The 18853-nt window shown below is 40.6% G+C and carries 18 protein-coding genes; 15 read left to right on the top strand and 3 right to left on the bottom strand.

What is annotated here, in order from left to right; genetic code table 11:
* Positions 1 to 12 precede the first annotated feature (12 nt).
* The 11 genes from recO (at position 13) to HM131_RS09375 (ending at position 12070) form a co-directional block, all read left to right on the top strand.
* Positions 13 to 762 (top strand): DNA repair protein RecO, encoded by a 750-nt coding sequence (recO, locus tag HM131_RS09325; protein WP_085029503.1) that lies wholly within the window; start codon positions 13 to 15, stop codon positions 760 to 762.
* Between the two features lie 332 nt (positions 763 to 1094).
* Positions 1095 to 1982, top strand: a complete 888-nt coding sequence (gene glyQ, locus HM131_RS09330) for a glycine--tRNA ligase subunit alpha (RefSeq protein WP_085029504.1) — start codon at positions 1095 to 1097, stop codon at positions 1980 to 1982.
* On the top strand, positions 1975 to 4059 hold the full coding sequence (gene glyS, locus HM131_RS09335) for a glycine--tRNA ligase subunit beta (RefSeq protein ID WP_085029505.1): 2085 nt from the start codon (positions 1975 to 1977) through the stop codon (positions 4057 to 4059). Before glyQ ends, glyS begins: the two co-directional genes overlap by 8 nt.
* 82 nt (positions 4060 to 4141) lie before the next feature.
* Positions 4142 to 4771 (top strand): transcriptional regulator CcpN, encoded by a 630-nt coding sequence (locus HM131_RS09340; protein WP_085029506.1) that lies wholly within the window; start codon positions 4142 to 4144, stop codon positions 4769 to 4771.
* Between the two features lie 26 nt (positions 4772 to 4797).
* Positions 4798 to 5610, top strand: a complete 813-nt coding sequence (locus HM131_RS09345; RefSeq protein WP_085029507.1) for a pyruvate, water dikinase regulatory protein — start codon at positions 4798 to 4800, stop codon at positions 5608 to 5610.
* Between the two features lie 220 nt (positions 5611 to 5830).
* On the top strand, positions 5831 to 6322 hold the full coding sequence (locus HM131_RS09350; RefSeq protein ID WP_157130789.1) for a YaiI/YqxD family protein: 492 nt from the start codon (positions 5831 to 5833) through the stop codon (positions 6320 to 6322).
* A gap of 34 nt (positions 6323 to 6356) precedes the next feature.
* Positions 6357 to 8177: a DNA primase gene (dnaG, locus tag HM131_RS09355; RefSeq protein WP_085029508.1), complete on the top strand. Its 1821-nt coding sequence runs from the start codon at positions 6357 to 6359 to the stop codon at positions 8175 to 8177.
* A 32-nt stretch (positions 8178 to 8209) separates the two neighbouring features.
* Positions 8210 to 9343 (top strand): RNA polymerase sigma factor RpoD, encoded by a 1134-nt coding sequence (gene rpoD, locus HM131_RS09360; RefSeq protein ID WP_085029509.1) that lies wholly within the window; start codon positions 8210 to 8212, stop codon positions 9341 to 9343.
* Between the two features lie 467 nt (positions 9344 to 9810).
* A complete protein-coding gene (gene cccA, locus HM131_RS09365) occupies positions 9811 to 10179 on the top strand; it encodes a cytochrome c550 (RefSeq protein WP_085029510.1) in 369 nt (122 codons plus the stop codon).
* 69 nt (positions 10180 to 10248) lie between these two features.
* Positions 10249 to 10965 (top strand): tRNA (adenine(22)-N(1))-methyltransferase, encoded by a 717-nt coding sequence (locus tag HM131_RS09370; protein ID WP_085029511.1) that lies wholly within the window; start codon positions 10249 to 10251, stop codon positions 10963 to 10965.
* Positions 10952 to 12070 carry a Nif3-like dinuclear metal center hexameric protein gene (locus HM131_RS09375; RefSeq protein WP_085029512.1) on the top strand — a complete coding sequence of 373 codons (1119 nt, stop codon included), beginning with the start codon at positions 10952 to 10954 and terminating at the stop codon, positions 12068 to 12070. The genes HM131_RS09370 and HM131_RS09375 overlap by 14 nt, the downstream gene beginning before the upstream one ends.
* Positions 12071 to 12247: 177 nt before the next feature.
* On the opposite strand, the gene HM131_RS09380 is transcribed toward HM131_RS09375, so the two are convergent.
* Positions 12248 to 13219: a 4-hydroxy-3-methylbut-2-enyl diphosphate reductase gene (locus tag HM131_RS09380; protein WP_085029513.1), complete on the bottom strand. Its 972-nt coding sequence runs from the start codon at positions 13217 to 13219 to the stop codon at positions 12248 to 12250.
* A 179-nt stretch (positions 13220 to 13398) separates the two neighbouring features.
* Here HM131_RS09380 and HM131_RS09385 point away from each other — a divergent pair, with 179 nt between their 5' ends.
* Positions 13399 to 14718 (top strand): DEAD/DEAH box helicase, encoded by a 1320-nt coding sequence (locus tag HM131_RS09385; protein WP_085029514.1) that lies wholly within the window; start codon positions 13399 to 13401, stop codon positions 14716 to 14718.
* A gap of 18 nt (positions 14719 to 14736) precedes the next feature.
* Positions 14737 to 15630 (top strand): deoxyribonuclease IV, encoded by an 894-nt coding sequence (locus tag HM131_RS09390; RefSeq protein WP_085029515.1) that lies wholly within the window; start codon positions 14737 to 14739, stop codon positions 15628 to 15630.
* Between the two features lie 49 nt (positions 15631 to 15679).
* Here the strand turns inward: HM131_RS09390 and HM131_RS09395 are convergent, their stop codons facing one another.
* Positions 15680 to 15964 carry a DUF2624 domain-containing protein gene (locus HM131_RS09395; RefSeq protein ID WP_085029516.1) on the bottom strand — a complete coding sequence of 95 codons (285 nt, stop codon included), beginning with the start codon at positions 15962 to 15964 and terminating at the stop codon, positions 15680 to 15682.
* A gap of 256 nt (positions 15965 to 16220) precedes the next feature.
* Here HM131_RS09395 and HM131_RS09400 point away from each other — a divergent pair, with 256 nt between their 5' ends.
* The gene (locus HM131_RS09400) at positions 16221 to 16655 is read left to right on the top strand and encodes a DUF4190 domain-containing protein (RefSeq protein ID WP_085029517.1); all 435 of its coding nucleotides are present in this window, start codon (positions 16221 to 16223) and stop codon (positions 16653 to 16655) included.
* A gap of 39 nt (positions 16656 to 16694) precedes the next feature.
* Here HM131_RS09400 and ispG read toward each other — a convergent pair whose 3' ends face one another.
* Entirely contained in the window at positions 16695 to 17798 is a 1104-nt protein-coding gene (gene ispG, locus HM131_RS09405; protein WP_198162773.1) for a flavodoxin-dependent (E)-4-hydroxy-3-methylbut-2-enyl-diphosphate synthase, read from the bottom strand.
* Positions 17799 to 18069: 271 nt separating this feature from the next.
* Between ispG and HM131_RS09410 the strand changes: the two genes are divergently transcribed.
* Positions 18070 to 18696, top strand: coding sequence for an NfeD family protein (locus HM131_RS09410; RefSeq protein WP_085029519.1), 627 nt, complete (start codon positions 18070 to 18072; stop codon positions 18694 to 18696).
* The last annotated feature ends 157 nt before the right edge of the window (positions 18697 to 18853 follow it).

Here is an 18853-nt window from a genome sequence, read left to right on the forward strand (position 1 = left end):
CAGGTGAACGCTTTGTTAGAAAAGATCGAAGGCATTGTTATTCGTACAAGGGATTATGGAGAAACACATAAAATAGTCACCTTGATGACGAGGGAAAAGGGTAAAATTGGTGTAATGGCACGAGGTGCCAAAAAACCGAAAAGCCGAATGTCATCGGTGACCCAACCTTTTATCCATGGAATGTACCTCATACAAACAGGGTCCGGATTAGGCTCCTTGAGCCAAGGGGAAATGATTTCGTCCCTTCGCTCTATACGAGAGGATATTGTCAAAACCGCTTATGCTTCCTATTTAGCTGAATTGACAGATAAACTTATCGATGAAAAACAGCCGGATCCTTTTGTCTATGAACAATTTTTACAAACATTGCTATGGATGAATGAAGGAAAAGATGCTGAGATCCTTACCCTTATGTATGAGTTGAAACTGTTTAAAAAAGCAGGTTTCGCACCTATTGTTGATCAGTGTCTAAACTGTGGAAGAGAAGAAGGTCCTTTCAATTTTTCCATAAGTGAAGGTGGATTTCTCTGCTTTCGATGCAAGCACAGAGATCCGAATGCTTTCGGTTTAAGTGAAACCCTTGCGAAGCTTTTACGATTATTTTTACATATTGATGTAAAACGGCTCGGACAAATATCGATGAAAGAACAAAATAAAAAATTATTGCGTCACATCATTGATGAATACTATGATCGTTATGGTGGTTATTTTATTAAGTCTAAAAAGTTCTTAAAACAGATAGACTTGTTTAAAGAAGAGTAGGTGTAAGTTTTAGCTTTGCCCTACTCCAAACTCATTCAATGGATTGACAACGGTCTGTGAATTCAGTATGATTCTATTACTTACTAATACGTTGTGTTGAAGGAAAGTAGTAACTGACTCCCAAGGACAATAGCGAGCTTGTGACGGTGGAAGACAAGCGTTATGGATCAGTGAAGGCGTTCTGGAGCAAACATTCTTAAAGCGGCTTCCATTACATATGGAAGCAAATAGGGTGGAACCGCGGAAACCCCGTCCCTATGTCTACGAAGACATAGAGACGGGGTTTTTTTTGTACGTCTGCCCCTGTTCTCAAGAAAACAAGGAGGGATTACATGAATATTCAAGATATGATAGTAACACTTCAAAAGCATTGGTCAGATCAAGGCTGCCTGTTAATGCAGGCCTATGATACAGAGAAAGGTGCGGGAACGATGTCTCCGATGACTCTGCTGCGGAGCTTAGGTCCGGAGCCATGGAACGTTGCTTATGTGGAACCATCAAGACGTCCGGCTGATGGCAGATATGGTCAGAACCCCAATCGACTCTATCAGCACCATCAGTTTCAAGTTATCATGAAACCATCTCCTGACAATATTCAGGAATTGTACTTAGACTCATTAAGAGCGCTTGGCATTGATCCTAATAAGCACGATATTCGTTTTGTGGAAGATAACTGGGAAAACCCTACCTTAGGTGCCGCAGGCTTAGGCTGGGAAGTTTGGTTAGACGGAATGGAAATCACTCAGTTCACTTATTTCCAGCAAATTGGCGGACTGGAAGCTCGTCCGGTCTCCGCAGAAATCACGTATGGTTTAGAGCGTCTCGCGTCTTACATCCAGGATAAAGAAAACGTGTTTGAATTGGAGTGGACGAATGGTGTGACCGTTGGGGATATTTTCTTGCAGCCTGAATATGAGCATTCTACCTACACATTTGAGGAGTCGGATGAAGACATGCTCTTTACTTTATTCTCAACGTATGAAAAAGAAGCCGAACGAATAATGAAAAAAGGGCTGGTATTTCCAGCTTACGACTACGTTCTTAAGTGTTCTCATACCTTCAACTTGCTGGATGCAAAAGGAGTCATCAGTGTAACGGAGAGGACCGGCTATATCTCAAGAGTCCGAAATCTGGCCAGAAAGATTGCCAAAACCTATGTAGAAGAAAGAGAACGACTAGGATTCCCAATGCTTGAAAGTGAGGAAGATAATCATGAATAAAACGGTCTTGTTTGAACTGGGGGTAGAAGAGCTTCCGGCAAGATTTATCGATGACGCCTTAACTCAACTAGTTTCAAAAACCCAAGCGTGGTTTGATCATCAACGCATTCCCTATGGAGATGTTAAAGGTTTCGCTACGCCAAGAAGGTTAGCGGTACAAGTCTCAGATGTCGCAGAAAAACAGCCAGACATAGAAGAAGAGGCCAAAGGTCCAGCTAAGAAGATTGCAATAGACGAGAATGGTGATTGGACAAAAGCGGCCATCGGTTTTTCAAAAGGACAAGGGAAAGAAGTGGACGATATCTACTTTAAGGAAATCAAAGGAACAGAATACGTCCATGTTAGGAAATTCATTGAAGGACAAGCAACTTCAGAGTTGCTAGAAGGCTTTCATGCTGTTTTCCTTGATTTGAACTTTCCTAAGAATATGAGATGGGGAAGTTACGAAATGCGCTACATTCGTCCAATCCGCTGGATAGTTGCTTTGTTTGGCGAAGAAGTGGTTCCTTTTTCAATCGAAAACGTATCGACAGATAGAATCACCTATGGTCATCGTTTCTTAGGAGAGATGCTCTCTCTTTCCCAGGCGGAAGAGTATGAACAGTCTTTAAAGGATCAGTACGTGGTGGTGTCAGTAGAGGACAGAAAAAACGAGATTCGAAAACAGCTGTTGGAGCTGGAACAGGAGAATAACTGGAAACTTATACTTGATGAAGATTTATTAAATGAAGTAACTCATTTAGTCGAGTTTCCAACGGCTTTCAGTGGGGAGTTCAATAAGGAGTTTCTTGCAGTTCCTGAAGAAGCACTGATCACATCGATGAAAGAACACCAAAGATACTTCCCTGTTCGCTCAACTACCGGAGAACTTCTTCCATACTTCGTTGGTGTCCGAAACGGTGACGATCAGCATTTAGATGTTGTTTCTAAAGGGAACGAAAAGGTCTTGAAAGCACGGTTGAAAGATGCTCAATTCTTTTATGAAGAAGATCAAAAGGGCACTATAGATGAAAAACTAGCTAAGCTTAACAGAATGGTGTATCAAGAAGAACTAGGTACACTTGCTGATAAAGTTAACAGAGTTGTCGCCATTACAAGTAAAATCAGCCAGTGGCTTGAGCTTGGGGAGAAAGAACAACAACAAGCTAAAAGAGCTGCGGAAATTTGCAAATTTGATCTTGTTACTCAAATGGTTGATGAGTTCACAGAGCTGCAAGGCGTTATGGGAGAAAAATACGCTCGGCTGTTTGGTGAAGATGAAGAAGTGGCTGCAGCGATTAACGAACATTACATGCCAAGACAGGCAAATGGTGAACTCCCATCTTCGACAATTGGCGCTATCGTTAGTATTGCAGACAAACTAGATACGATTGTCGGAAGTATCTCCATTGGTATTATTCCTACTGGATCTCAGGATCCATACGGACTGAGAAGACAGGCTCTTGGAATCTTGCAAACGCTGAACAATAAGGGTTGGAAAATTGAAGTTGAGAAATTGATCGACCTTGTTCATAAGTTCTATCAAGAACTGGAGCTGCCGACTCGAGAAGAGAGTGAAATACAGAAGGATCTTCATGAATTCTTTAGAGTGCGTGCGGCTTATTTGCTGCGAGAGGACCAGATTGATCCAGATGTCGTAGAAGCAGTGCTGACAAATGGCATTCATATTTATCCAACAACATTAGAAAAGGCAAAGCTACTAGTTGATAAACGTCAAGATGTAAGTTTTAAACCGGTGCATGAAGCCTTGGGTCGTGTTTTAAACCTTGCGAAGAAAGCGGACAGCTATAATGTTAACCCTGATCTATTTGAAAATGAATCAGAGCGTAAGCTTTATGAAGTATATTCAAATGTCCATGAAGATTTTGTTTCGGCCCTGAACAATGAGTCGCCGGCAAGCGCTCTTGAAGTTTTGGCACAGTTGGCTCAACCCATTCACAACTTCTTTGATCACACTATGGTCATGGCAGAGGATGAGAAAATCAAAAACAATAGATTGAGTCTTCTAAACAGGATCGCTTCGGATATTAAAGCGTTCGCTGATTTAAATGCAATTGAATGGAAACAACAATTCTAAGGCTCCTTCTTTTACCCTTGATTAAAAATGAGCTATAATAATTAAATAGTATGTCACATTCCGTGATCAGGGTGGTGAAAGTTTGGAACTCTCCAACCGGCAAGAACAGATAATTCAAATCGTCAAAGATAACGGACCTATTACCGGAGAAAATATAGCAGACCGATTGAATTTGACACGAGCAACCTTGCGTCCGGACTTGGCCATATTAACTATGGCCGGTTTCTTGGACGCAAGACCTCGAGTAGGTTATTTCTTTACAGGGAAGACTGGATCTGAATTGTTAACAGAAAAACTAAAAAGATTTAAAGTACAGGAATATCAGTCTGTCCCGATCGTAGTGGAAGAGGATGTCTCTGTCTATGATGCGATCTGTACCATGTTTCTTGAAGATGTCGGAACTTTATTTGTGACTAATGAAGCATCTTACTTAGTTGGCGTCCTCTCAAGAAAGGATTTATTGCGTGCAAGTATAGGGAACCAAGATCTAACCTCCGTCCCTGTACACATTATCATGACACGCATGCCTAACATTACTATTTGCGAACAAGACGATCTTCTGCTCGATGCTGCACAAAAGTTGATAGAAAAACAAATCGATGCTCTACCTGTAGTAAAGCCTGCAGATGAAGGCCTGGAAGTGATAGGAAGATTGACAAAGACAAATATCACAAAGGCGCTAGTTGAGCTTGCACGTGATCAACATTTATAGGATGCACAATAGTGAGGAGGGTGACAATGGGGAAACCATTCATTTATGTACTTTCAGATTCAGTAGGGGAAACGGCGGAACTTGTCGTTAAAGCTGCTTTGAGCCAATTTGATGACGGTCCTTTTGACCTTCAGCGCATTCCTTATGTAGAAGATAAGGGGACGATCAACGAAGCTGTTCAGCAAGCAAAAGCCCAGGGGGCGATGATCGGATTTACTTTAGTTATCCCTGAATTTCGAAAGCATTTATTAGAGGAAGCAAAAAAACATAACATTGAATGTGTCGATATTATGGGGCCGATGATGGAAGCAATGGAAAGACACTTTGACATCGAACCTCGATTGGAGCCAGGGTTAGTCCATAAACTGGATGAGGATTATTTTAAACGTGTAGAAGCGATAGAATTTGCTGTGCGTTACGATGATGGCAGAGATCCTCGAGGGATATCAAAAGCAGATATCGTTTTGATTGGGGTATCCCGCACATCAAAAACACCATTGTCCCAATACTTAGCTCATAAACGGCTAAAGGTCGCTAATGTACCCATTGTACCGGAAGTCCAGCCGCCATCCGAATTGTTTCGGGTGGATAAGAGTAAATGTATTGGCTTAAAGATAAGTGCAGAAAAGTTGAATGATATAAGAAAAGAAAGGCTGAGATCACTGGGGTTGGGTTCTCAAGCCAGCTATGCCAATATTGATAGAATAGAACAGGAAATTCAGCATTTCAATCGGGTCGTAGACCGCATTGGATGTGATGTTATTGATGTTTCCAATAAGGCTGTTGAGGAGACGGCAAATGTAATAATGAATAAATTACGAGAAAAATCTCAAGAATAGTCAAATGAACAAAAGTCGCGCTATGGTTAAGCGCGACTTTTGTTGGGAAGAATGAAAAATAGGTAAAATTAGATATAGCATATGTGGAGGGAATGTATTATAATAATTATTTGTGAAAAAAACCTTTGATTTTCAAAATAGAGTCGGATGAGCAGTTAGAACTTTGGGACTAGGAAACACTTTTCAGAAAAATAAAACATTCTAAATTAAGAAGGATTCTATGTTTGATTGTAGAAATAGTGATACTATGTCAAAACAAATTCAAAATGTGTGGGTGGATGCCGATAGCTGTCCCGTTCAAAATGAAATTGTCGAGGTTTGCTCAAGCTTTTGTGTAACCCCAAAATTTGTAGCCACAGTAAACCATTATAGCCCGGATAAACTCGATCAAAATTGGACATTTTTAGATCATGGATCTCAATCCGTCGATTTATATATTATTAATCATTCGATGGCAGGAGATCTAGTTGTATCTCAGGATTTGTCGCTCGCTGTATTATTGACATCCAAAGGGGTTTATGTAATTACACCGAGAGGTAAACTAGTTAAAGAAGATGAAGCGAATACAATAATGGAGCAAAAGCATATCCGTCAGCAAACGATGAAACGTAGCAGAAAATGGAAGGGACCGTCAGCTTTTACGAAGGCAGACCGAGAGCACTTTCGCGGTCAACTTGAAAAAATGTTGTCTCAAATTGAAGGTTTTCAGTAAACAGCATCGAATATTTGTTTAGTGGTGATGAAGTATGGCTGGACATATTCCAGAAGAAAAAGTAGATGAAATTCGCCGGTCAACGGATATTGTTGACATAATAGGTGAATATGTCGACTTGAAAAAACAAGGAAGAAACTATTTTGGACTTTGCCCTTTTCACGGGGAAAACACTCCTTCTTTTTCCGTTTCTGCTGATAAGCAAATCTTTCATTGCTTTGGATGTGGAAAGGGAGGGAATGTGTACACCTTCCTCATGGAGATGGAAGGCTTCAGCTTCATACAGGCGGTTAAGCAATTAGCTGAACAGACCGATATTGAATTACCTGAACAATGGACGAAAGAAGAGCCTGCTCAACACAGTGAAGACTCACAAAATGTTTTAGAGGCTCATCAATGGCTTACCAAGCTCTATCACCATTTGTTGCGTAATTCGAAAGACGGAAAAACAGCTTATCAATATCTCATTGACCGCGGATTTACAGAAGACACGATCAAGAAATACCAGCTTGGTTATTCTCCTAACTCCAAAGACTTTGTAGTGACGTTTCTTGAGAAAAAAGGCTATCATCCCCAGACGATGGTTAAAGCAGGGTTGCTCAGTGTAAACGATCAGGGCGAATATGCGGATAGATTCAGGGGAAGAGTTATTTTCCCATTGAGGAATCATCTTGGGAAAACAGTAGCCTTTGCTGGCCGTGCCCTCGGAAATCAGGAGCCAAAATATTTAAACAGTCCGGAAACGGAACTGTTTCATAAAGGAAGGCTGCTTTATAATTTTGACCAGGCACGTTCCTCCATCAGGAAACAAAAAACAGTCATCTTATTCGAAGGGTTTGGAGACGTCATTTCTGCAGATCAAGCCGGAGTCCATAATGGAGTTGCGACGATGGGGACATCTTTATCGAGCAGCCAGGCGAACCTGCTAAAACGCTACGTTGACAAAGTAATTATTTGCTACGATGGTGATCAGCCTGGTATAGAAGCAGCAGTAAAAGCTGCAAAAACGATGAAGGCAGTGGGATGCCAAACCTTCGTTGCCAGAATTCCAGATGGATTGGATCCGGATGATTTCATACAAAAAAATGGTGGAGATCGGTTTCAGAAAGAGGTGCTTGATACAAGCGATACTTACGTCTCGTTTGTCATGAGCTATCTCAGGAGGGATTACAACCTTCAATTAGAAGGAGATCGGATCGCTTATATCGAAAACGTATTACAAGAGGTAGCTTTACTTGAACGAGCCGTAGAACGAGAACATTACATTAATGAATTAGCAAATGAATTCGATATGTCTGTTGAAACGTTGAAAGAAGAAGTTCAGCGGATCAGAGGGCAAAAAGTATCGTCACGGGATAACGTAGAGCAGAACCGTCATACTAATCGTAAAAGCTATTCACCTATTCAAAATAGATTGCTTCCCGCTTTTCACAATGCAGAAAGGAAGCTCATTGCATATATGTTGAAAGATCCGCTTATTGCTGATAAAGTTCAGGAGGAATTAGGAGGCGGGTTCAATATCTCTGATCATCAGGTGATTGTTACTCATCTTTATGCATATTATGAAGACGGTAATGATTCGGATGTAAGTCAATTTGTAGAAAAGCTGGATGATCCCGCATTAAAGAATCTTGTTATTGAATTAGCAATGGCCTCATTAAGTGAAGAAGTGTCTGATCAAGAAATATACGATTATATTGCTGCTGTCAAAGCAGAGAATAGTGATCGTACAGAAATAAAGACTCTTGAGGATGATTTGAAAAGAGCAGAACAACAAAATGAACCCATTAAAGCAGCTGAAATTGCTATGAAAATCATTCGCCTTAAGAAAGAACTGAGAAGCACTCATTCATAGTTTGTGTAGATATGTTGGAAGGAGGGGGACTTATGGCAGATAAGCAACAACAGCCATCACGTTCTAAAGAAACTGAAAATACTAATGAATTGACACTTGAGCAAGCAAAAGAACAAGTGTTGGAAATAGGGAAAAAACGAGGAGTCCTTGCCTATGAAGAAGTAGCTGAGAAGCTTTCCAATTTTGAGCTTGACTCCGATCAAATGGATGAATTTTATGAACACTTGAATGACCAAGGTGTAGAGGTAATTGGTGATTCAGAAACTGATCCAAGTATGAAGCAGCTCGATAAAGAGGAAGAATTCGACCTTAACGACCTCAGTGTACCTCCAGGTGTCAAAATTAATGACCCTGTTCGTATGTATTTGAAAGAGATTGGCCGTGTCAATCTATTATCAGCAAAAGATGAGATCAGCCTTGCCCAGCGGATTGAGAACGGTGATGAAGAAGCGAAACGAGATCTAGCAGAAGCTAACTTGCGTCTTGTAGTAAGTATTGCAAAAAGATATGTAGGTCGCGGAATGTTATTCCTTGATTTGATTCAGGAAGGAAATATGGGGCTCATTAAAGCTGTAGAAAAATTCGACTATCGAAAAGGGTACAAATTCAGTACGTACGCTACATGGTGGATTCGCCAGGCAATTACACGTGCCATTGCTGACCAAGCACGTACCATTCGTATTCCGGTTCACATGGTAGAAACGATTAACAAGTTGATTCGTGTGCAGCGCCAACTTCTTCAAGATCTAGGCAGAGAGCCAACACCTGAAGAGATTGCTCAAGACATGGAATTAACTCCGGATAAAGTGCGTGAAATCCTGAAAATCGCTCAAGAGCCTGTCTCATTGGAAACACCTATTGGTGAGGAAGATGATTCCCACCTTGGAGACTTTATTGAAGATCAGGAAGCGACATCTCCTTCAGATCATGCAGCCTATGAATTATTGAAAGAACAATTAGAAGATGTACTTGATACGTTGACAGATCGCGAAGAAAACGTATTACGGTTACGCTTTGGCCTAGACGACGGCCGCACAAGGACCCTTGAAGAGGTAGGTAAAGTGTTTGGTGTAACACGTGAGAGAATCCGTCAAATCGAAGCAAAAGCACTTCGTAAGTTAAGGCATCCAAGCCGAAGCAAACGTCTTAAAGATTTCATGGAGTAAACCAATTGAATTCAGTGATTCATCAATGTTCCCTCATTGATGAATTGCTGTTTTTTTATTGAAAGTTAAATCCTAACTTTAGGGATAGCCCGATATGTGGTTAAAATCTTGGTTTTGTTAGCCCTTTCATTTCTTGTCATTCATTTTACTGAAATGGTCATCATAATGCAAACAGGGCTTTTGTCGAGTTTTGTAACCCTTGCATGTTTACATTCTTAGTGGTTAAACTAACGTTATGGTTCAATTAAAATAATCTCACTTAAATGGTTAAATATGGTTTGAGCAGGGATTAGGAGAGATATCTGTGTGATGTTTGGTCCTGGTGGTTTCGTATTTGTGGTAATCTTTATTGTTTTGTAAGTTTTCACATGTTATCCCTTTCATAAGTAATGGTTTTCAAGTAAAATAAATATAGTCGAATAGACACGAATCTATTTCTAGGGAATACATAAGGAGGATGCAACCGAATGAGAAGAAACCCTGTGATTCCATTTGCAATTATTGCAGTCTTAGGTATTGTGGCTATGATCATCGTATCAGCTGCTGGAATTAACCAGCGTGAAGCCATTCAAAATGAAGAGAAAAATGGTGGAGAAAAACAGGAAGAAGCAGCCAGCGCTAACCCAGAAGAAATGTTCCAATCCAAATGTGCAAGTTGCCATGGCGGTGATTTAAGCGGTGGAGCTGGACCGAACCTTCAAGAGGTTGGAAGCAGATATTCTGCAGAAGAGATCAAAGAAATCATTGTGAACGGTAAAGGATCTGCCATGCCGGCCGGCCTTTACACAGGTGAAGAGGCTACGAAGTTAGCTGAATGGTTAGCAGAAAAGAAATAGTAACAAAAGGGGAAAAGCTTTCTGTATCAGTCAGAAAGCTTTTCTTTTTTTAAGAAAGGAACGTTGAGTATGAATGTCAATTCTCTATCGCAAAGACTATATAAAGTGGCTGCTTATTTGCCGGAAGGCAGCCACTTTGCTGACATAGGATCAGATCACGCCTATTTACCTTGCTATGTGTGCTTGCAAGATAAGACAGCTCGAGCAGTTGCTGGAGAAGTCAATCAAGGGCCCTATGAAAGTGCAAAAAATGAAGTAACCTCACATAGCCTTCAAGATCGAATTGATGTAAGGCTTGGGAACGGTCTTGAAGTTCTGGAAGTAAATGAGGTCAATCAAATAGTCATAGCTGGAATGGGGGGGCCGCTGATTCGAGATATTTTAGAAGCTGGAAAAGAGAAACTTGGAGCTGTCCAACGAATAATTGTACAGCCAAATATTGATTCAAGATCTATAAGACGCTGGTTCCTGAATAATGGATACTCTCTGGTTGAAGAAAGCATCCTTGAAGAAAGCGGACATATTTATGAAATTCTTGTGGCAGAACAAGGAGATCCAGAACAACCTTATGACAAAAAACAAATCGAAAAAGAACTTTGGTTAGGTCCTTATCTGCTTAAACAAGGTGGGGAGACGTTTTGGAAAAAGTGTCAAGAGGAATTGGATAAAAAGAGGTATGTACTTGAGCAAATGAAAAAGGCATCATCTGTTGATCAAGATAAAGTCGATGGCATAAACAACGAAATCATATGGTTGAAGGAGGTTCTTGATTATGACCGACACTAAAACGGCCCAAGAGATTATTCGAGAGTTCGAGAAATGGTCCCCGAAGCACTTAGCCTTTGATTGGGATAACGTTGGTTTACAAGTCGGGACATTAAATAAACCTGTAGAGAATGTGATGGTTACACTAGATGTATTAGAAAACGTAGCAGATGAAGCGATTGAAAAGAATGTGGATTTGATTATCGCCCACCACCCGCTTCTCTTCATGAAATTGAGCGAAATTAATTTTGATACCCCTAAAGGAAGAGTTATAAGAAAACTCATACAGCACGACATCACCGTCTATGCAGCTCACACCAATTTGGATGTGGCTAAAGGAGGAGTCAATGATGTAATGGCGGAAGTGCTGAATTTAGAGAACGTAAGACCACTTCTCTCTTCTCAACAGGATGACTTAGTCAAATTGACCGTGTTTGTTCCTGAAGATCATGCAGATTCGCTCAGAAATGCAGTGAGTAATGCAGGTGCAGGTCATATTGGAAATTATAGCCACTGTACCTACCAGCTTTCCGGAGAAGGAACTTTTCAACCGTTAGAGGGTACGAATCCCTATATCGGTTCAAACGGCCAGCTTGAAATCGTGAAAGAGAAACGTATAGAGACCATCGTTCCGAAATCTAAATTAAATGTCGTTTTGAAAGCGATGGAAGAGGCTCATCCTTATGAAGAGGTGGCCTATGATTTGTATCCTTTGTTGAATGAAGGAGAAACGCTTGGAGCTGGTCGAATTGGACGTCTTACAGAACCGGTATCCCTAGAGGCACTTTGCCAACTTGTAAAAGAAAAGTACAGCGTTCCTAGCCTTCGTTTTGTAGGGGATTCGACTAAGCAAGTGAAACAAGTGGCTCTACTTGGGGGAAGTGGAGAAAAGTTCATCCATCAAGCTAAAAGAAGCGGGGCAGACGTTTATATAACAGGAGATCTAACATTCCATCTGGCACAGGACGCCAAGGAAATGGGTCTTTCTATCATTGACCCTGGTCACCATGTGGAAAAAATAGTTTGTCCGAAAGTGAAGGAATACTTAGAAAAGCATTGCAATCAAGACAATGGATTAAATATTATGATCTCTGAAGCAAATACAGAGCCTTTTGAGTTCATGTAAAAGCTGATGAAAAGATAGTAGTGGAGTTTTAGCGACGTAGGAATAGGAGTCGCTTTCCGTGGGCGTCCGGTGAGCTTTCTCATGCTCTCCCTTCCTCGACATCGCATTAACAAAGCGTACACAAATCAGAGATTAAATAAAAAGCCCTGAACGCAAATGGTTCAGGACTTTTTATGCTTAACTCTTTTGTTCTTGCTTTTTCGTTTTCTTCTTCGCTTTTACTCGAGGAAGAATTTTCTTTTGTTCAACCTTAGATTCTCGAACCCATGTATCCACATCATTTGGATCATATTGTTCAATAAATTTGATGACTTCTTTCGTAATTGGTGTTGGGGTAGAGGCTCCTGCAGTGACAGCCACTTTTTCCACACCTTCCAACCAGTCAAGGTCGATTTCAGTCACGTCAGCGATACGATAGGCTTCTGTCCCTGCTTTCTCTTTAGAGACCTGGGCAAGACGGTTAGAGTTATTACTTTTTGGATCACCAACTACCAACGTTAAGTCAGCTTCCTTAGCTTGTTCAGATACTGCCTCTTGACGCACTTGTGTCGCCATGCAAATTTCTTGTTGTTTCTCGAGCTGAGGAAATTTCTCTTTGGCTTTTTCCATGACATCATAGACATCCCATTGACTCATAGTCGTCTGATTGGTAACCATTAATTTGTCGTGGTCAAGCTCTAACTGGTCAACATCCTCTTCGGTTTGAACAAGATGAACTTTTCCTGGAGCTACACCCATTGCTCCTTCGGGTTCAGGGTGGCCTTTCTTACCGACATAAATGATTTCATATCCTTCTGCCACTTTTTTACGAATCAAATTGTGAGTATTGGTTACATCAGGACATGTAGCATCTAAAGTCATAAGTCCTTTGGCTTTTGCTCGTTCTTTAACTTCAGGAGAAACTCCATGGGCAGTAAAAATGACAGTTCCATCATTAATTCCTTCTAAAAGGTCAAGCCTGTTTTTTCCATCTACTGTAATAATGCCTTCATCTTCAAAGGCTTTTGTTACATGAGAGTTGTGGACAATCATACCTAAAATATATATCGGACGAGGCAGATTTGGGTCTTTAGCTGCGTTTTGAGCAATGACCATGGCATCTACGACTCCGTAGCAATAACCGCGAGGGGCGATTTTAATGACTTCCATTATATAAAGTCCTCCTCTTCATCCAATCCAATAGAATAACTTTCACAATACCATCTCCCATTATAAAGGGTAAAGCCAAAGTTGACAAAGAATCCCCTCAAATCATCGTGCTTTCGTGCATTTCTCTTTATCCTCTATTATAATAGGATAGGGATATTTAACTTTAAAGGAGTACGTATATGAGTAACCATACATTTCAGCAATTTGCCATCAACCCTACCGTCAGTCAGATGATTGAAGGGTTAGGATTTAAAGAACCGACACCGATCCAGCAACAGGTTCTTCCTGCAGCATTAAGAGGAGAAAGTTTGATCGGTCAGTCTCACACAGGATCAGGAAAAACTCACGCGTATCTGTTGTCGTTGTTTAATCAACTGGATGAGAAGGCAGAGCACGTACAATTTGTGATCACTGCTCCAACTAGAGAACTTGCTATACAAATACATGAAGAAGTAAAAAAAGCGATCAAGCATGCGGAAAAGGAACAAGTTTGGCGTTCCAAGCTTGTAATTGGCGGAACGGATAAACAAAAAATGATGGATAAGCTATCCTCTGCGCCTCCTCATATTGTCGTAGGAACTCCAGGACGAATTTTGGATATGGTTAAAGAAGAAGCCATTGACTTATATGAAGCTAAGGCTTTTGTACTTGATGAAGCTGATTTGATGCTTGACCTTGGATTTATAGAAGAAGTCGATCAAATCCTTGTACGGATGGATCCGGAATTACAGATTCTCGTTTTCTCCGCCACAATACCTGAACGCTTACAGCCTTTTTTGAAAAAGTATTTAAAGAACCCTACGTATATTCAAACTGATGATGAGAAGCCGTCACCGGAGTCAATGGAACATCGATTAATACCTCTTCGACACAAAGCTCCGGCTGATGTCATTATGGATATTACAAAAGCCATCCAACCTTATTTGGCTATTATTTTTACAAATGGGAAAGAACAAGCAGATGAGTTAACCAATGATTTATTAAGCCGCGGCCTAGAGGTTGGAGTTATCCACGGTGGGTTATCACCAAGAGAGCGCAAGCGGATGCTGAAGGAACTGCAGAATCTGCGTTATCAGTATATTGTCGCAACCGATCTAGCTTCCCGTGGTATAGATATTCAAGGTGTCAGCCATGTCATTAATGCTCAAATGCCAAAAGAAGAAGAATTTTATATCCATCGTGTCGGGCGGACAGCGAGAGCTGGCCTAGAAGGAACGGCCATTAACCTCTATAAAGAAGCTGACCTTCCTTTAATACAAAAACTTGAGAAAAAAGGGTTAAGCTTTGAGTTTTATGAAGTGAAAAATGGAGAATGGAAAGAAATTAATTCTTATAATGAGCGTCAAATGCGAGAGAAGAAACAAACGGACCTAGAGAAAAAAGCGAAACAGATGGTTCGTAAACCAAAGAAAGTAAAACCAGGTTACAAAAAGAAAATGAAGCAAGAAGCTGATAAGAACTTGAAGAAGTTGAAAAGGGAACGTTACAGAAAGAAATAGAAAGGGGTAGAGGAAGATATGGTTAAAATAGGTTCGCATGTGTCTATGAAAGGGAAAAAAATGCTTCTTGGGGCTAGTGAAGAAGCGGCAGCCTATGGTTCCAATACATTCATGATTTATACGGGGGCTCCACAAAATACGAGACGTCGTCCAATAGAAGAATTAAACATTGAAGCTGGACAAGAACATATGCAAGCGAATGGAATCGCAGATATTGTGGTGCATGCTCCATATATCATTAATATCGGGAATACGACGAAGCCGGAAACGTTCCAGTTAGGGGTAGACTTTCTACGAAATGAAATCGAACGTACGGAAGCGTTAGGAGCTAGGCAAATCGTACTTCATCCAGGTTCCCATGTCGGACAAGGGGTGGATAAAGGGCTGCCCAAAATCATCGAAGGGTTAAATGAAGTTCTTCATAAAGATCAAAACGTTCAGATTGCATTAGAAACAATGGCAGGTAAAGGATCTGAAATTGGAAGAAGCTTTGAAGAATTAGCTCAAATCATTGATGGGGTTACGATGAATGAAAAGCTTTCTGTCTGCATGGATACTTGCCACATTCACGATGCAGGATATAACGTAGTTGAAGACTTTGATGGCGTTCTTGATGAATTTGATCGTATTGTTGGGGTAGATAGGCTTAAGGTCATTCACGTCAATGATAGTAAGAACATTCAAGGTGCACAAAAAGACCGTCATGAGAATATTGGGTTTGGTTATATAGGTTTTAAAGCCCTTCATAAGGTCATTCATCATCCACAATTGAAGCAGCTGCCGAAGATTCTCGAAACACCATATGTAGGAGAAGATAAGAAGAACAAACAGCCTCCTTATCGCTTTGAAATCAATATGATAAAAGAAGGAACGTTTGACGAAGCATTAAAAGAAAAAATAATGGAACAATAATATAATAAGGCTGCCTTGAAAAGGCAGCCTTATTTTTATATGTTTAACCCTACTTTAGCCAGTCCTCGACACCATATTCCTTGGCCATCTTTATAAGTATTTTATTAACTGAGCGAGCTGTATCCTTCGATGTGATTGCCGCCAATTTCATTAACATCCGTTTTCTTCCTTCTGGGTCAAAAGGGTTTTCTTTATTCTTTTTCAATGCTTTTACGATTGCTACCGCTTCTGCTTTGGAAACAGGAATACGATACTTTTTGCTGTATGAGTGAATATCACTGACAGTTAAATGCTTCAACCTTTGCGTAATGAATTGTTGTGCAACATTTTTCATTGGTTTATACTTCCTTTCCTTCAGTCTTATAACACGATATGAAAACCACTGGGGTTATGTGTATCAATATCAAACTTCACTTATCGTCATTAATAAACTTTGGCGAGGTAATAAGCTGAAATATGGCGGACCAACTCACGCGAAAAAGGCAGCTCAGAATTTTGAGTTCTAACGATTCCATCAAATCCCTTATTAAAAAGAACGGAAATTTCACATACTATTGATGATTCTCCAAACAGAAAGTGAGGGTGTTCTTATGTACGATCCGAAGAATCCTGTTGAGAATCAGGAAGAAACAGAAAAGGCTCCAGAACATGGAGATGAGCTAGAGCAAGTGACAGAAGAGGTTGATGATCATGGGCGAGGACCCAACCAACCTGTTTATGGTGAAAGTTATGAGGAAGAGTTCGCTCAGGAAGCCGCCGTGGCTCCTGTTCACGAGCCGATAAAATCTGAAGAGCAGGAAACAAGGATGGAAGATGATGTCAAGGTAGGTATGGCGTGGTTAGGTTTAACAGCTGCCATCCTTTCCTTTTTCTTTGCTCCTATTATTTTAGGAGCAGCAGGAATCATCCTCGGTATCATCGGTAAGCGTCGTGGAGCAGACACTATAGGTAACATGGCGATCATCGTCAGTGTCGTTTCCATCGCATTTGCCTTGTTCTTCGCCCCGATTTATAATCTCATTTAGCGTAAAAAAAGGTGGACCTGGACAGGTCCACCTTTCTATTTAAGCGTTTTGTTCTTCTTTTTCTTTTCGCTGTTTCTCGTAATGCTCTTCAGCAAGTTTATCGACTTCTTTTTTAAGTTCATCAACCATAATATCCTCAGGAACTTTACGGATGATCTCACCGTGACGGAAAAGGAGACCTTCTCCTCTGGCACCGGCAATTCCAATGTCAGCTTCACGAGCTTCACCAGGGCCGTTTACAGCGCAGCCAAGCACAGCAACCTTGATTGGAGCCTTAATGGACTGAATATATTCTTCAACTTCATTTGCAATTGAAATTAAGTCAATTTCAATTCGACCGCAAGTCGGGCATGAAATCAAGGTAGCAGCGTTGGAGGCAAGACCGAAAGATTTCAGAAGTTCTTTAGCTACTTTAACCTCTTCTACTGGATCTGCACTTAAGCTGATTCTTACCGTGCTTCCAATCCCCTTACTTAAAATAGCACCTAAACCAGCCGCGCTTTTAACCGTACCTGCAAATAAAGTCCCTGATTCGGTAATTCCTAAGTGAATCGGGTAATTAAAGGCAGCAGCCGCTTTTTCATAAGCTTCAATGGCTAATTTAACATCGGAAGCTTTCAAGGATACAATAATGTCGTGGAAGTCCAGATCTTCAAGAATCTTGATGTGGTGAAGAGCACTTTCCACCATGCCATCAGCTGTTGGGTATCCGTATTTCTCTAAAATGTGACGCTCTAAAGAACCAGCGTTTACACCAATTCTGATAGGAATACCTTTTTCTTTAGCTGCTTTAACTACAGCTTCAACTTTTTCACGTTTTCCAATATTTCCGGGGTTGATACGAATTTTATCCGCACCGCCCTCAATGGCTTTCAAGGCTTTCTTATAGTCGAAATGTATATCTACAACAAGTGGGATATTAATGCGTTTTTTAATTTCTGGGATTGCATCTGCAGCTCGATCATCCGGGCAAGCTACACGGACGACCTGACAGCCAGCTTCCTCTAAACGTTTAATTTCTGCAACTGTTGCTTCTACATCGTGGGTTTTCGTTGTTGTCATTGATTGAATGACAACTTCATCTGATCCACCTATAGTAATGTCGCCGACTTTTACAGGACGAGTATCTTTTCTGTGCGTAATTGCCATTTAAAATCGCTCCTTTGTATACTTACAAAAAAGGTATCTTTATAAAATTCCAATCTTCATTATAAGGGCTTTTGTCTTAAATGAGAAGTCAAGACACTTATTTGTTGCCTAATCCATGTAAAAATATTGTAAATGTACTTTTTTAAGGCCTAACAAATTATATCACGGGGCAGGGAATTAGAAAAATCATATATTATAATGAAACTAAAAAGGTTGTTTAATCGTACATGAAGTATTCAGAGAAAGAAGAGAGGGTGGTTGGGTCATGCTTTCTTTTGATTGGATTGCGTTATTTATAACCATGTTAGGAACGATGTTTCTAATTGGGGAATTGCTAGTCAATATGCGAGGAGCATTTGCCGTACTGGGAATAGGTTTCATTACTGTGTATTTCTCAAGTTATTTGGCCATGGACATGTTTTTCATTATGATGCTTGTCTATTTTCTTGGGATTATTTTGATGGTTATTGATGGGAAACTATTAAACGATGGTACACTTGCTACAATTGGAGCAGCCGCCATGGTTGTGGCCGTCGGGTTCAGTGCTCCTAACTGGGTCGCTGGTCTTTATAGTGTAATTGGAGTTATAGTAGGAGGCGCAGGCTCTTTACTTTTCTTAAAAGTATTTAAGCGTCGTGAAATGTGGACTAAAATTACTCTCGCTGATCAATTGTCTTCAGAGATGGGCTATAATTCGATGAAAGAAACCTACCAGTCCCTTGTCGGGAAAACAGGTGAGGCACTTACAGATATGAGGCCGGTAGGAACGGTCAGTATAGACAAAGAGGAATACAGCGCAGTTTCTAATGGGCAATGGATCTCAAGGAAAGATTCCATTAAAGTTGTGGCTGTGGATGGAACTAAAATCCTCGTCAAGAAGATTGATAACTGAAGGTAAATTCATTATTTCTTATACTTTTACTCCAATGATCTCTAAGATGTATTCCAATCAGAACATATAAAGATGCTCTAACGCTCAATTAGATAAAAATTCCAAGCTGATAGTCTTTCTAACACAAGAGTTATCCTGAGGGTCCCCACTAAAATAA

The organism is Halobacillus mangrovi, from assembly GCF_002097535.1.
In the GTDB taxonomy this organism is placed as follows: Bacteria; Bacillota; Bacilli; order Bacillales; family Halobacillaceae; genus Halobacillus; species Halobacillus mangrovi_A.

Bases quoted from the DNA above. Each gene is read 5' to 3' on its own strand.
- HM131_RS09400 (WP_085029517.1), top strand. From the start codon at position 16,221: ATGTACGATCCGAAGAATCCTGTTGAGAATCAGGAAGAAACAGAAAAG.
- cccA (WP_085029510.1), top strand. From the start codon at position 9,811: ATGAGAAGAAACCCTGTGATTCCATTTGCAATTATTGCAGTCTTAGGT.
- HM131_RS09370 (WP_085029511.1), top strand. From the start codon at position 10,249: ATGAATGTCAATTCTCTATCGCAAAGACTATATAAAGTGGCTGCTTAT.
- glyS (WP_085029505.1), top strand. From the start codon at position 1,975: ATGAATAAAACGGTCTTGTTTGAACTGGGGGTAGAAGAGCTTCCGGCA.
- HM131_RS09385 (WP_085029514.1), top strand. From the start codon at position 13,399: ATGAGTAACCATACATTTCAGCAATTTGCCATCAACCCTACCGTCAGT.
- rpoD (WP_085029509.1), top strand. From the start codon at position 8,210: ATGGCAGATAAGCAACAACAGCCATCACGTTCTAAAGAAACTGAAAAT.
- HM131_RS09345 (WP_085029507.1), top strand. From the start codon at position 4,798: ATGGGGAAACCATTCATTTATGTACTTTCAGATTCAGTAGGGGAAACG.
- glyQ (WP_085029504.1), top strand. From the start codon at position 1,095: ATGAATATTCAAGATATGATAGTAACACTTCAAAAGCATTGGTCAGAT.
- HM131_RS09350 (WP_157130789.1), top strand. From the start codon at position 5,831: ATGTTTGATTGTAGAAATAGTGATACTATGTCAAAACAAATTCAAAAT.
- HM131_RS09410 (WP_085029519.1), top strand. From the start codon at position 18,070: ATGCTTTCTTTTGATTGGATTGCGTTATTTATAACCATGTTAGGAACG.
- HM131_RS09395 (WP_085029516.1), bottom strand. From the start codon at position 15,964: ATGAAAAATGTTGCACAACAATTCATTACGCAAAGGTTGAAGCATTTA.
- HM131_RS09380 (WP_085029513.1), bottom strand. From the start codon at position 13,219: ATGGAAGTCATTAAAATCGCCCCTCGCGGTTATTGCTACGGAGTCGTA.
- HM131_RS09375 (WP_085029512.1), top strand. From the start codon at position 10,952: ATGACCGACACTAAAACGGCCCAAGAGATTATTCGAGAGTTCGAGAAA.
- HM131_RS09390 (WP_085029515.1), top strand. From the start codon at position 14,737: ATGGTTAAAATAGGTTCGCATGTGTCTATGAAAGGGAAAAAAATGCTT.
- dnaG (WP_085029508.1), top strand. From the start codon at position 6,357: ATGGCTGGACATATTCCAGAAGAAAAAGTAGATGAAATTCGCCGGTCA.